Source organism: Serratia sp. CY38905 (assembly GCF_052168875.1).
Taxonomy (GTDB): Bacteria; Pseudomonadota; Gammaproteobacteria; order Enterobacterales; family Enterobacteriaceae; genus Serratia; species Serratia sarumanii.
In genome coordinates this window covers 375490-387667 of sequence record NZ_JBJNLV010000002.1, presented here as the reverse complement: position 1 = coordinate 387667, position 12178 = coordinate 375490, and the positions used below count along the sequence as shown (strand labels likewise).

13 protein-coding genes are annotated in these 12178 nt (G+C 63.0%); 11 read left to right on the top strand and 2 right to left on the bottom strand.

Annotated features, from left to right (window positions below):
- Nucleotides 1-106: 106 nt before the first annotated feature.
- Nucleotides 107-697 carry a TetR/AcrR family transcriptional regulator gene (locus tag ACJ8MK_RS08610; RefSeq protein WP_442517654.1) on the top strand — a complete coding sequence of 197 codons (591 nt, stop codon included), beginning with the start codon at nt 107-109 and terminating at the stop codon, nt 695-697.
- A gap of 117 nt (nt 698-814) precedes the next feature.
- Here ACJ8MK_RS08610 and ACJ8MK_RS08605 read toward each other — a convergent pair whose 3' ends face one another.
- Nucleotides 815-1747 carry a LysR substrate-binding domain-containing protein gene (locus tag ACJ8MK_RS08605; protein WP_039565997.1) on the bottom strand — a complete coding sequence of 311 codons (933 nt, stop codon included), beginning with the start codon at nt 1745-1747 and terminating at the stop codon, nt 815-817.
- A gap of 169 nt (nt 1748-1916) precedes the next feature.
- Between ACJ8MK_RS08605 and ACJ8MK_RS08600 the strand changes: the two genes are divergently transcribed.
- The 9 genes from ACJ8MK_RS08600 (at nt 1917) to ACJ8MK_RS08560 (ending at nt 9348) form a co-directional block, all read left to right on the top strand.
- Complete coding sequence (locus ACJ8MK_RS08600; RefSeq protein ID WP_033634620.1) at nt 1917-2867, top strand: branched-chain amino acid ABC transporter permease; 951 nt, start codon at nt 1917-1919, stop codon at nt 2865-2867.
- 10 nt (nt 2868-2877) lie between these two features.
- The gene (locus tag ACJ8MK_RS08595) at nt 2878-3990 is read left to right on the top strand and encodes an ABC transporter permease subunit (RefSeq protein WP_033648403.1); all 1113 of its coding nucleotides are present in this window, start codon (nt 2878-2880) and stop codon (nt 3988-3990) included.
- Nucleotides 3987-4757: an ABC transporter ATP-binding protein gene (locus tag ACJ8MK_RS08590; RefSeq protein ID WP_033648404.1), complete on the top strand. Its 771-nt coding sequence runs from the start codon at nt 3987-3989 to the stop codon at nt 4755-4757. Before ACJ8MK_RS08595 ends, ACJ8MK_RS08590 begins: the two co-directional genes overlap by 4 nt.
- Nucleotides 4750-5463, top strand: a complete 714-nt coding sequence (locus ACJ8MK_RS08585) for an ABC transporter ATP-binding protein (RefSeq protein ID WP_033648405.1) — start codon at nt 4750-4752, stop codon at nt 5461-5463. Before ACJ8MK_RS08590 ends, ACJ8MK_RS08585 begins: the two co-directional genes overlap by 8 nt.
- Nucleotides 5464-5539: 76 nt before the next feature.
- Entirely contained in the window at nt 5540-6649 is a 1110-nt protein-coding gene (locus tag ACJ8MK_RS08580; protein WP_373275680.1) for a branched-chain amino acid ABC transporter substrate-binding protein, read from the top strand.
- 18 nt (nt 6650-6667) lie between these two features.
- The gene (locus ACJ8MK_RS08575) at nt 6668-7159 is read left to right on the top strand and encodes an L-2-amino-thiazoline-4-carboxylic acid hydrolase (protein ID WP_033634625.1); all 492 of its coding nucleotides are present in this window, start codon (nt 6668-6670) and stop codon (nt 7157-7159) included.
- Nucleotides 7156-8382, top strand: coding sequence for a Zn-dependent hydrolase (locus ACJ8MK_RS08570; RefSeq protein ID WP_048321617.1), 1227 nt, complete (start codon nt 7156-7158; stop codon nt 8380-8382). Before ACJ8MK_RS08575 ends, ACJ8MK_RS08570 begins: the two co-directional genes overlap by 4 nt.
- Nucleotides 8383-8463: 81 nt before the next feature.
- Nucleotides 8464-8811: an ArsR/SmtB family transcription factor gene (locus ACJ8MK_RS08565; RefSeq protein ID WP_004938187.1), complete on the top strand. Its 348-nt coding sequence runs from the start codon at nt 8464-8466 to the stop codon at nt 8809-8811.
- A 3-nt stretch (nt 8812-8814) separates the two neighbouring features.
- A complete protein-coding gene (locus tag ACJ8MK_RS08560) occupies nt 8815-9348 on the top strand; it encodes an SRPBCC family protein (protein ID WP_038880195.1) in 534 nt (177 codons plus the stop codon).
- On the opposite strand, the gene ACJ8MK_RS08555 is transcribed toward ACJ8MK_RS08560, so the two are convergent.
- On the bottom strand, nt 9349-10377 hold the full coding sequence (locus tag ACJ8MK_RS08555) for a transporter (RefSeq protein WP_033653089.1): 1029 nt from the start codon (nt 10375-10377) through the stop codon (nt 9349-9351).
- Nucleotides 10378-10563: 186 nt separating this feature from the next.
- Here ACJ8MK_RS08555 and ACJ8MK_RS08550 point away from each other — a divergent pair, with 186 nt between their 5' ends.
- A complete protein-coding gene (locus tag ACJ8MK_RS08550; RefSeq protein ID WP_442517653.1) occupies nt 10564-12174 on the top strand; it encodes an inorganic phosphate transporter in 1611 nt (536 codons plus the stop codon).
- Nucleotides 12175-12178 lie beyond the last annotated feature (4 nt).

Sequence of the window (12178 nt, the reverse complement as noted above, 5' to 3'; positions counted from 1 at the left end):
TAGGAGCAAAGCGCGATGACCGCAAGTGAAATTTATAAAGACATTGGTATTCCCGACGATTTAAGCGATCCTATGTCGCTGAATGGCAGGTAAATTGGAGCAGCAAATGGCAGGCAGACCGCGCGAGTTCGACCGCGAACAGGCGCTTTTGAAGGCGCGAAACTTATTCTGGCGACAGGGTTACGAAGGCACCTCGATGTCGGATCTGGTGGCGGAATTAGGCATTGCTTCCGCGCGCATCTACAAGGCGTTCGGCTCCAAAGAGCAGCTGTTCCGCGAGGCGATCGCCAGTTATGAAACCGAGGAAGGCGGCTTCGCCGATCGCGCCTTCGCGCAGGAAAGCGGCATTCGCCCGGCGATCAAACGCCTGCTGGAAGACGCCGTGCGGCTCTACAGCCGGCCGGACCTGCCGCAGGGCTGCATGGTGGTCTCCTCCGCCGCCAGCGTCAGCGCGGAAAACGATGGGCTCAAAACCTGGCTGGCTGAACATCGGTTGCAGCGCACGCAACAGATCGTCGAGCGGCTGCGGCAGGCGGTGCAAGCCGGCGAACTGCCGGCCGGCACCGACGCCGACAGCCTGGGGGACTATTTCGCGGTCTTCCTGCACGGCCTGTCGATTCAGGCGCGTGACGGCGTCACTGAAACACGACTGTTGGCGGCGGTAAAGGTGGCGCTGACGGCCCTGGGCAACGCTTAATCTCCCGGCCGATCGGCAATCGCCAGCGCGCCTTCGCCGTAATCATGCTCTTCATCCTCAATGCGGCGCGCGCCCATGCGCAGCGCTTTGATGTTGGCCACATCGACGGGTTGCAGATTATGCCCCGGCGTTCTGAGCCGCCGCCTCACGGCGCAGCCACTGCCGCAGATTTTCGCCTTCCTGCGACAGTTCGCTATCCAGGCGAGCGCACAGGTAATAATCGCGGCCGTCGTCGATCGGCAGATCGAACATTTTGATTAACTCACCGCTCTCAAGGTAGTGGGCGATTAACGGCTCACGCATCAGCGCGCATCCCAATCCCGCCTGCACCGCCGCCAGCGTCAACAATCCGTCTTCGAACATCGGGCCGATACTGCGCAGCGGGCGTTTAACACCGGCCTGCTGAAACCATTGCATCCAGGTATTGCGCTCCTCGTCGTGCAGCAGCGGCAGCGTCGCCAGCTGATCCGGCGTATCGAGCAAACCGTGCAGTTTACTGAACGCCCGGCTGCACACCGGCACCATTTGGCCGGACATCAGCTTTTCGCTGCGATAGCCGGTCCACTGCCCAACCCCGAAGCGAATCGACAGATCGGCGGCGTCGCTCAGGTAATTGCGGTGGTTGGCGTAAACCACATTGATGTCGATATCCGGATTCTCGCGCAGAAAGCCGCGCAGCCGCGGAATGAACCATCCCATGCCAAACAGCGGGATCAGGCTGATGGTGACCTGCCGCGATGCGGACTGCTCGCGCACGTGTTCGGTCGCCTGGCGCAGCACGTTAAACGCCGAGCGGATCGAACGGTAATACTCCCGCCCCTCGCTGCGCAGCACCAGATGACGCCCCTGCCGTTCTGTCAGCGGCATCTGCAAAAACGCCTCCAGCGTTTTCAGCTGATGGCTGACCGCCGAAGGCGAAATCATCAGCTCCTTCGCCGCCGCACTGATGCTGCCCAGGCGCGCGATGGCTTCGAACGCCCGCACGGCGCGCAGCGGCGGATCGTTCGGCAGCATCGGCAACGGCTCATCATACTGTTCTGTTTTTTTCATATATCTATTGTTTTATGGAAGTCACAGAGAGAGGATTTATTTAATATACATAAAAATCAACAAATTAAAATCACTCATTTTTTGTATAAGAAAGTATTTTTCCGTATTTTACAATTTTTTTAAATTCTCTACTGTGAGCCTCCTGACTCATTATCTCCGGACTCTCCTTATGGATACGCTGGTACAGCAGACCGTCAACGGTTTGATGCTCGGCAGCATCTATGCGCTGATCGCGCTCGGCTACACCATGGTGTACGGCATCCTGCGCATCATCAACTTCGCGCACGGCGACGTGCTGATGGTCGGGGCGCTCAGCGCGCTGTCGGCGATCGGCGTGTTGCAGCATCATTTTCCCGCGCTTTCGCCCTACGCCACGCTGCTGCTGGCGGCCCTGTTCGCCATGGCCGTCTGCGCCATCACCTCGATGGCGATCGAGCGCCTGGCCTATCGCCGGTTGCGCAATGCACCACGCCTGGCCCCGCTGATCAGCGGCATCGGCGTCTCGCTGCTGTTGCAAACCCTGGCGATGCTGATCTGGTCACGCAATCCCCTGATGTTTCCGCAGCTGTTGCCGATGGCGCCCATCGCCCTGACCGCAGGCAGCGCCGAACATGCGCCGGCGGTGATCACCGGCACCGCGATCGTCACGCTGGCGGTAGCCGTGGCGGTCATGGCCGGCCTCTGGCTGCTGGTCGAACACAGCCGTTTCGGCCGCGCCATGCGCGCCACGGCGGAAAACCCGCAGGTCGCCGGCCTGATGGGCATCAGTCCTGACCGCATCATCGTTCTGACCTTTGCGCTCGGCGGCGCGCTGGCGGCGGTAGCCGGCATCATGATGGCCAGCAACTACGGCAACGCCGGTTTCTCGATGGGCTTTCTGCCCGGCATCAAAGCCTTTACCGCCGCCGTGCTCGGCGGCATCGGCAACCTGCGCGGCGCGATGCTCGGCGGTTTGCTGCTGGGGCTGTTCGAATCGCTGGGCACCGGCTATCTCGGCGAGCTGACCGGCGGCGTATTCGGCAGCAACTACCAGGACGTCTTCGCGTTTCTGGTGCTGATCGCCGTACTGGTCTTCCGCCCCTCCGGGCTGTTGGGCGAACGCATCGCCACGCGCGCATAAGGACATCATGATGACCGTTTTAACTTCCACGCTTCCCCTGGCCACGCCTCGGCGCGCCAGGCTGGGGCTGACGCTGTTCATTCTCGCCCTGCTGCTGGCGCCCTGGGTCGCGGGCGCCGCCGGCGGCAACTACTGGGTGCGCGTCGTCGACTTCGCGCTGCTGTACCTGATGCTGGCGCTCGGGCTGAACATCGTGGTGGGCATGACCGGCTTGCTGGACATGGGCTTTATCGCTTTTTACGCCGTTGGCGCCTATCTGGCCGCGCTGCTGTCGTCACCGCATCTGACGCAGCAGTTCCCGCTGCTGCTGCAGTGGTTCCCCGACGGGCTTCATCTGTCGATGCTGTGGCTGATCCCGCTGGCGGCGCTGCTGGCGGCCGTGTGCGGCATTCTGCTTGGCGCTCCGACGCTGCGGCTGCGCGGCGACTATCTGGCGATCGTCACGCTCGGTTTCGGCGAGATCGTACGTATTTTGATGCGCAATCTCGATCGCCCGGTCAACCTCACCAACGGCCCCAAAGGCATTTCCGGCATCGACCCGGTCAGCCTGTTCGGCCTGAAGTTTTCCGGCATGCATGAGTGGTTCGGCGTGCGTTTCTCCGGCCTGTACCTCTATTACTACCTGTTCGCCGCCCTGCTGCTGGCGATCCTGTTTATCAGCCTGCGGCTGCAAAATTCGCGCATCGGCCGCGCGTGGACGGCGATCCGCGAAGACGAGGACGCCGCGCGGGCGATGGGCATCAACACCCGCAACTTCAAGCTATTGGCCTTTGCCATCGGCGCCACCTTCGGCGGCGTGGCCGGCGCGCTGTTCGCCGCGTTTCAGGGCTTCGTGTCGCCGGAATCGTTCACCCTGCAGGAATCGATCGCCGTCCTGGCGATGGTGGTGCTCGGCGGCATGGGGCACATCCCTGGGGTGATCCTGGGCGCGCTGCTGCTGGCCGCCCTGCCGGAGCTGCTGCGCAGCAGCATGGGGCCACTGCAGCAGGCGCTGTTCGGCCAGGTGCTGATCGACCCGGAAATCATTCGCCAACTGTTTTACGGCCTGGCGCTGATCCTGGTGATGTTGTATCGCCCGGCGGGCCTGTGGCCGGCACGCCATATAAGGGGGAATGCCGCATGACGCCTTTGCTCGCTTTAAATCACGTCAGCAAACGCTTCGGCGGCCTGACGGCGGTGGATGACGTCAGCATGAGCATCCGCCAGGGGGAAATCTATGGCCTGATCGGGCCGAACGGCGCCGGTAAAACCACCTGCTTCAATCTGATCACCGGTCTGTATCGCGCCGACGCGGGCGAATTCCGCCTGTCGGGCCAGCGCTATAGGCCCCAGGCGATCGATAAAGTGGCGCAGGCCGGCATCGCCCGCACCTTCCAGAACCTGCGGCTGTTCAACGAAATGAGCGTGCTGGAAAACGTGATGGTCGGCTGCCACGTGCGCACCCGCAACGGCCTGTGGGCGGCGATCGCCCGCCACCGCCGCGCCAGGGAGGAGGAACAGGCGGTGCGCGATAAGTCCCATGCGCTGCTGGAGTACGTCGGCATCGGCCAATTCGCCCATTACCGCGCCGGCGATCTCGCCTATGGTCATCAGCGCCGCCTGGAGATCGCCCGCGCGCTGGCGACCGAGCCCCGGCTGCTGGCGCTGGACGAACCGGCGGCCGGCATGAACGCCGGAGAAAAAGTGGCGCTGCGCGAGCTGCTGCTGCGCATTCGCGACAGCGGCAAAACGCTGCTGTTGATCGAACACGACGTCAAGCTGGTGATGGGCCTGTGCGATCGCCTGACGGTGCTGGACTATGGCAAAGCGATCGCCGAAGGCGAACCGGCGCAGGTTCGGCGTGAACCGGCGGTCATTCAGGCCTATCTGGGAGGTGGCGCGCATGTCTGAAGCCCTGCTGAGCGTTAAACGACTCAAAGTGTCCTACGGCGGCATTCATGCGGTCAAAGGCATCGATTTTACGGTCAACGCCGGCGAACAGGTCACGCTGATCGGCGCCAACGGCGCGGGCAAGACCTCCAGCCTGCGGGCGCTGACCGGGCTGCAACCGTTCGAGGGCGACATCCTGTTCGACGGCCGTTCGATTCGCGGCATGGCGCCGCACCGCTTGCTGCAACAGGGGCTGGTGATGGTGCCGGAAGGTCGCGGCATTTTCACCCGCCTGACGGTGCGAGAAAACCTGCAGCTGGGCGCCTATGCGCGGCGTGACAAACCGGCGGTACGGCACGATTTCGAACGAGTATGCGCCACCTTCCCGCGCCTGAACGAGCGCCTGAACCAACCGGCCGGGCTGCTTTCGGGCGGCGAGCAGCAGATGGTGGCGATGGGCCGTGCGCTGCTCAGCCGCCCGCGCCTGTTGATATTGGACGAGCCGTCGATGGGGCTGGCGCCAATTGTGGTGGAGGCCATTTTTTCGGTCATCAAACAGCTGGCGCGTGACGGCGTCACGCTATTGCTGGTCGAGCAAAACGCCCGCCTGGCGCTGGAATCCACCGATCGTGCCTATGTGCTGGACAGCGGCAGCCTGAGCCACAGCGGCCGCTCCGCCGACATGCTGGACGATGAAAAAATCAAACAGATCTATTTGGGTGAATAACCGTTGTTACCTTTAACCGCACCAGGAGTATGACATGCAGCAGAACTTTCGCATCAAGCCGTTGGCGCTGGCCGCCATGACGATGATCCTGAGCCTCCCGGCGCTGGCGGACGACACCGTGCTGATCGGCCTGGCCGGGCCGCTGACCGGCCCTTCCGCGCGCATCGGCAAAGATCTCGAAAACGGCGCGCGGCTGGCGATCGCCGACGCCAACGCGCAAAAGCCGACGCTGAACGGCAAACCGGTCACCTTCAAATTGCTGTCCGAGGACGATCAGTCCGATCCGCGCACCGCCGTGGCCGTCGCGCAGCGTTTGGTGGACGAAGGTGTCGCCGGCGTGGTCGGCCACTGGAACACCGGCACCAGCATCCCGGCGGCACGCATCTATCACGACGCCGGCATCGCCCAAGTGGCGCCGGTCGCCACCGGCCACGGCTACACGCAACAAGGCTTTGACACCAGCTTCCGCGTGATGGGCCATGACGACGACGGCGGCAACTATGCCGGGCAGTATGCGGTGAAAACGCTGAAAGCCCAGCGCATCGCGGTGATCGACGATCGCACCGCCTTCGGCCAGGGCCTGGCGGACGAGTTCATCAAATCGCTGCAGGCCCAGGGCGTGCAGCCGGTCACCCGCGAATACGTCGACGACAAGACCGTCGATTTCAGCGCCGTGCTGACCACCGTGCGCAGCAAAAACGCCGATCTGATCTTCTTCGGCGGCGTGGACTCCCAGGCGGCACCGCTGGCGCGCAAACTGAAACAGCTGGGCATGAACGCGCAGCTGATGGGCGCAGGCGGCTTTGTCAGCCAGACCTTCCTGACGCTGGCGCAGCGTGAAGGCGAAGGCGTCGTCGCGCTGGAGCCGGGGCTGCCGCTGGAACAGATGCCGGGCGGCAAGGCGTTTGAACAAGCCTACCGCGACCGTTATCGCACCCACATCGAACTGCATGCGCCCTTCGCCTACGACGCCACCCGGGTGCTGATCGCCGCCATCGAACAGGCCGGCTCGGCCAATCCGGCCGATTACCTGCCGAAACTGCGCGCCATCCATTATCAGGGCGTGACCGGCGCCATCGCCTTCGATGCGCAGGGCAACCTGCAACAGCCGAGCTTCACCCTGTACCGGGTAGTGGACGGCAAATGGCAGCCGCAAACCGTGTTGGGCGGCGCCAAACCACAATAAATCAAGAGGAGCAAGGCGATGAGCTGTGCAAACAACGAATTGGGCATTTTGGCCCGCAGAAAGATCGAAGCGGAGATCATCAAACCGATCTACCAGATCCTGGTGCGTGAAATCGGCAAGGCGCGCGCTCAGGCGGTGATCGGCGAAGCCATCGAGAATGCCGCCATCGAGGCGGGCAAACGGTTCGCCGCACAGGAGCCGAACGGCGCGGATCTGCGCAGCTTCGCCGCCTTGCAGTATCTGTGGGAAAAAGACGACGCGCTGCGCGTTGAGGTGATCAACCAGGACGAACAACACTTCGACTATAACGTCACCCGCTGCCGCTACGCCGAGATGTACCACGAGATGGGGCTGGGAGAAATCGGCCACCTGCTCTCCTGCGCGCGCGACAGCCAGTTTATCGTCGGCTATGCGCCGGAGGTCGAGCTGCAGCGCAGCCAAACCATCATGTCCGGCGCCCCCTGCTGCGATTTCCGCTACACCGCCAAAACGCCGGGAGAAGAACAATGACGTATCGGGTCAACGGCGAGCGCCTGTGGCAAAGCCTGCACGCGATGGCGCAGTTCGGCGCCATCGCCGACAACGGCGTCACCCGCCTGGCGCTCAGCGAAGAGGATCGCCAGGCGCGCGACCAGCTGCGCCTGTGGGCACTGGAGGCCGGTTGCAGCGTGCGCGTCGATCGAATGGGCAACATGTTCCTGCGCCGTGAAGGCGCGCGGCCCGAGCTGGCGCCGGTGGTCACCGGTTCTCACGGCGACTCGCAGCCCCGCGGTGGCCGTTTCGACGGTATCTACGGCGTGCTGGCCGGATTGGAGGTGATTCGCAGCCTTAACGATCGGCAGATCGTCACCGAACGCGCGATTGAAGTGATCAACTGGACCAACGAAGAAGGCGCTCGCTTCGCGCCGGCGATGATCGCCTCCGGCGTGTTCGCCGGGGTCTTCGAGCTGGAATACGGTCTGACGCGCCGCGACGAGCACGGCGTCAGCCTCGGCGACGCGCTGGAACGCATCGGCTACGCCGGCGAACACCCGGTGGGCGGCACGCCGATCCATGCCGCCTTCGAGCTGCACATCGAACAGGGGCCGATTCTGGAAGCGGAGCACCTCGACATCGGCGTGGTAACCGCCGCACAGGGGCAGCGCTGGTACGAACTGGAGGTCGTCGGCTTCAGCGCCCACGCCGGCACCACGCCGATGGATCGCCGCCGCGACGCCCTGCTGGGCTTCACCGAGCTGGTGACGGCGGTCAACCGCATCGGCTGGGATTTCGCGCCCGACGCGCGCGCCACGGTGGGCATGGCGCAAATTACCCCCAATTCACGCAACGTGGTGCCGGGCCGGGTCTTTTTCAGCGTCGAATTCCGCCATCCGCAGGAGTCAATTCTGGAACAGATGGAGCAGCGCCTGCTGGCGGCGGTAAACCACGTCAACGGCGGCGGCCTGACCGCTCGCGCCGAGCGCATTTTCCAGTATCCCCCGATCGCTTTTGATCGGGGCTGCATCGACAGCGTACGTCATGCCGCGCAAGCGTTGGGCTACCGCCATCGCGACATGATTTCCGGCGCCGGCCACGATGCCTGTTACCTTAACCGCGTCGCCCCAACCGCCATGATTTTCATTCCCTGCGTGGACGGCATCAGCCACAACGAGCGGGAAGACATCACCCCCGCCTGGGCAACCGCCGGCGCCGACGTGTTGCTGAACACCCTGCTGGCGCACGCCGGCGCCTGATCCCCGCCCCGGTTTTCGCCGGGGCAAAAAATATTCAACAAAACGGTTGAATATTAGCCCGCCTGTTCTATATTCAACCATATGGTTGAATTATCTTCCTCACAGCTGGACGCCATTTTTCATGCGCTGGCCGACCCGACCCGCCGCTCGATGTTGCGCGCGCTGGCCGGCGGTGAGCGCAGCATCGGCGAACTGGCCGCGCCGCTGCAGATGTCGTTCGCCGGCGCCTCCAAGCACGTGAAAGCACTGGAACATGCGGGCCTGGTGCAACGCACCGTGCAAGGAAGAAACCATATCTGCCGGCTCGAACCCGAGCCTATGGCGCAGGCCATGCACTGGCTGCAAACCTATGAACATTTCTGGACTGAACGGCTGGATGCGCTCGAACAGGCGCTGCTGCAGCCCGAACAGCTTCCTCCCAAGGAGTGAACCATGAATGATTACGGCATGATTATCGAACCCGGTACGCTGCGCATCCAGCGGCTGCTGCCCGGCCCCATCGAGCGGGTGTGGGCTTACCTGACCGAATCCGACAAGCGCGCCACCTGGCTGGCGGCCGGCGCCATGACGTTGGAGAACGGCGCGCCGCTGGAGCTGGAATTTCGCAACTCCGATCTGGCGGGCGAGCACGAACCCCCGCCGGCCAAGTACAAACAGCACGGCGGCTGCGTCAGCAACCGCGGCCACATCACCTGCCTGTTCCCGCCGCGCCTGCTGAGCTTTACCTGGGCCGAACAGGATCAGGGTCGCCCTTCCGAGGTGACCTTCGAACTGACGGAACAGGGAAGCGCCGTGCTGCTGACGGTCACCCACCGGCGCTTGGCCAACCGCGACGAGATGCTCAGCGTCGCCGGCGGCTGGCACACCCATCTGGATATCCTGCTGGATCGTCTGCACGATCGGGCACCGCAGCCGTTCTGGAGCACCCATGCCCGGCTGGAAGAAGAGTACCGCGCCCGCCTGTAATTACGACTCGTCCCTGCGCCTGAACGCCAGATAACCGGCGATCAGCGTAAAACTGCCGACCAGCAACACCAGCAGGATAAAACCGTGGTGATTGCTGGCCAGCGGGATCCCCCCCACGTTCATGCCGAAGAAACCGGCGACGATATTGATCGGCAGCGCCAGCACGGTGATTACCGTCAGCGTGTAGAGCGTGCGGTTGTTCTGCTCCATCAGCTTGGCGCCCAGCTCCTCCTGCAGCAGCCGGATGCGTTCGGTCAGGCTGGCGAGATCGTTCAACACCACGGTGAACTCTTCGGTAAACTGCCGCAGATCCTGCACCACCTCACGGCTCAGCCAGGTCGGCGGCCGGTTCAACAGGCGAAACAGCGCGGCCGGTTCGGGCGCCAACAGGCGCTGAAAGCGCAGCAGCATGCGGCGCATGCGCCCCAGCTCGGTGCGATTGCGTTTGACGCGGCGGGTCAGCAGGCGATCCTCGATGGTATCGACATACTGGTTGGCCTGCCGCACCACCTGCTCCAGCACGTCCTCCTGCTCTTCCAGCAGGTGCGCCAGCAGTTCGGTAGACGAGGCCAGCTGCAGCGCCGTCAGGCGGCCGAGCAGCCGTTCAATCAGCCGCACCGGTTTATGGCGCACGGTCACCACCAGCCCGCGGCAGCAATAGAGCCACAGCGTCGCCGTTTCCGGGTTGCTGTCCTCGGGGTGGAAGATCACATCGTTGAGCACCGCGAACAGATCGTCGCCCTGGCGCTCAATGCGCGTGGTGTGCGAACCGTGGCGAATCTCGTGGAAGAAAAAATCGGAAATGGCAAAATGATTTTTCAACCACTTCTCCGCCGCCGCGTGGTTGAGATTGAGGTGCAGCCAGATAAAACCGTCGCCGGGCGGCAACGTCTGGTAGGCCTGGCAGACCTGCTGCGAGTTCAGGCGCCTCGGCGGCTCACCGGAACGAAACACATGGCCGTAGATCAGCCCGGTCACTTCATCATCAAAATCCAGCTTGTGCATCTTTTCCGCTAACCGTTGCACCATAACGCCCTATCCTGCCTGTTGCCGTTAACCCAAGACCGTCCCCGCTGTTATAACAATCTTTATTTATCGGCGTTAATGATTTTCGCCGTTCCCGATGATTAATATTTTCGTCATAAAAAAGCCACATTCATTCAGAATACTTTTCAGGCGACAGCTACCGCATCCAATCCTCTCAGGAAGGTCATTATGAGCGATAACAGCGCCGTTCAACCGGACATGCCGGCCGCCTCCAGCCTGCCCAAACTGCATCAAAAGAACAGTCGACTCACTGTTCTTTTTTTTATGTTCTTATTAATTCTGGGGATCGCGTTCGCCGGGGTGAACTTATTTAACGACGTCAGCGACGCCGGCGCCGTCTATACCAGTTACGTTCCGTTTTTATTATTGGGGCTGGCGCTATTGATCGCGCTGGGCTTTGAATTCGTCAACGGCTTCCACGATACCGCCAATGCGGTCGCAACGGTGATTTACACCCACTCGCTTTCGCCGATGGTCGCCGTGGTGTGGTCCGGTTTCTTCAACTTTCTCGGCGTGTTGCTCTCCAGCGGCGTGGTGGCCTTCGGCATCATTTCGCTGCTGCCGGTCGAGCTGATCCTGCAGGCCGGCACCGGCAACGGTTTCGCCATGGTGTACGCCCTGCTGTTCTCCGCCATCATCTGGAACCTCGGCACCTGGTGGCTCGGGCTGCCCGCCTCGTCGTCGCATACGCTGATCGGCTCGATTATCGGCGTCGGCGTAGCCAACGCCCTGATCCACGGCCGCACCGGCACCAGCGGCGTGGACTGGGGCCAGGCGATCAAGGTGGGCTACGCGCTGCTGCTGTCGCCGGTGATCGGCTTCGTGTTCGCCGGCCTGCTGCTGCTGTCGCTGAAGCTGTTCGTCAAGAACCGCCAGCTGTACAGCGCCCCTAAGGGCAATACCCCGCCGCCGCTGTGGATCCGCGGGCTGCTGATCCTCACCTGCACCGGCGTTTCCTTCGCCCACGGTTCCAACGACGGCCAGAAAGGCATGGGCCTTATCATGCTGATCCTGGTGGGCACCATGCCGATCGCCTACGCCCTGAACCGTTCGATGCCGCCGGAGCAGATTCCCCGGGTGGCGGCGCTGGCGGAGGTGACCCAAAACCAGCTGCTGCGCCAGTTCCCGGCCGGCGGCCAAACGCCGCCGCGCGAGGTGCTGACCGGCTATGTGCGCACCAGCGAGCTGACGCCGGAGGTGGTGCCGGCGTTGGCGCAGCTGGCCGGCGCGATCGGCGATCAAATCCGTCAGTACGGCTCGGTCGACAAGATCCCGGCGCAGGCGGTGTCGAACACCCGCAACGACATGTATCTGGCGTCCGAGACCATCAAGCACCTGAAGGCAGAGCATCAGCTGCAGATCAATCCCGACGCGCAGCGCAACCTCGACGCGCTGAAGGGCGAACTCGACAACGCCACCCGCTTCATTCCCTTCTGGGTGAAGGTGGTGGTGGCGATTGCGCTGGGGCTCGGCACCATGGTCGGCTGGCGCCGCATCGTGGTGACGGTGGGCGAAAAGATCGGTAAATCGCACCTGACCTACGCCCAGGGCGCCAGCGCCGAACTGGTGGCGATGACCACCATCGGCGCGGCCGACGCCTTCGGCTTGCCGGTTTCGACCACGCACGTCCTGTCGTCCGGCATCGCCGGCACCATGGCCGCCAACCGCTCCGGGCTGCAGATGGCCACCCTGCGCAATCTGCTGATGGCCTGGGTGCTAACCCTGCCGGCCTCGGTGCTGCTGTCGGCGGTGCTGTACTGGATCTTCAACCATTTCTAACACC

Bases quoted from the DNA above. Each gene is read 5' to 3' on its own strand.
- ACJ8MK_RS08610 (WP_442517654.1), top strand. From the start codon at position 107: ATGGCAGGCAGACCGCGCGAGTTCGACCGCGAACAGGCGCTTTTGAAG.
- ACJ8MK_RS08580 (WP_373275680.1), top strand. From the start codon at position 5,540: ATGACGATGATCCTGAGCCTCCCGGCGCTGGCGGACGACACCGTGCTG.
- ACJ8MK_RS08600 (WP_033634620.1), top strand. From the start codon at position 1,917: ATGGATACGCTGGTACAGCAGACCGTCAACGGTTTGATGCTCGGCAGC.
- ACJ8MK_RS08555 (WP_033653089.1), bottom strand. From the start codon at position 10,377: ATGGTGCAACGGTTAGCGGAAAAGATGCACAAGCTGGATTTTGATGAT.
- ACJ8MK_RS08605 (WP_039565997.1), bottom strand. From the start codon at position 1,747: ATGAAAAAAACAGAACAGTATGATGAGCCGTTGCCGATGCTGCCGAAC.
- ACJ8MK_RS08570 (WP_048321617.1), top strand. From the start codon at position 7,156: ATGACGTATCGGGTCAACGGCGAGCGCCTGTGGCAAAGCCTGCACGCG.
- ACJ8MK_RS08585 (WP_033648405.1), top strand. From the start codon at position 4,750: ATGTCTGAAGCCCTGCTGAGCGTTAAACGACTCAAAGTGTCCTACGGC.
- ACJ8MK_RS08590 (WP_033648404.1), top strand. From the start codon at position 3,987: ATGACGCCTTTGCTCGCTTTAAATCACGTCAGCAAACGCTTCGGCGGC.
- ACJ8MK_RS08560 (WP_038880195.1), top strand. From the start codon at position 8,815: ATGAATGATTACGGCATGATTATCGAACCCGGTACGCTGCGCATCCAG.
- ACJ8MK_RS08595 (WP_033648403.1), top strand. From the start codon at position 2,878: ATGACCGTTTTAACTTCCACGCTTCCCCTGGCCACGCCTCGGCGCGCC.
- ACJ8MK_RS08575 (WP_033634625.1), top strand. From the start codon at position 6,668: ATGAGCTGTGCAAACAACGAATTGGGCATTTTGGCCCGCAGAAAGATC.
- ACJ8MK_RS08565 (WP_004938187.1), top strand. From the start codon at position 8,464: ATGGTTGAATTATCTTCCTCACAGCTGGACGCCATTTTTCATGCGCTG.
- ACJ8MK_RS08550 (WP_442517653.1), top strand. From the start codon at position 10,564: ATGAGCGATAACAGCGCCGTTCAACCGGACATGCCGGCCGCCTCCAGC.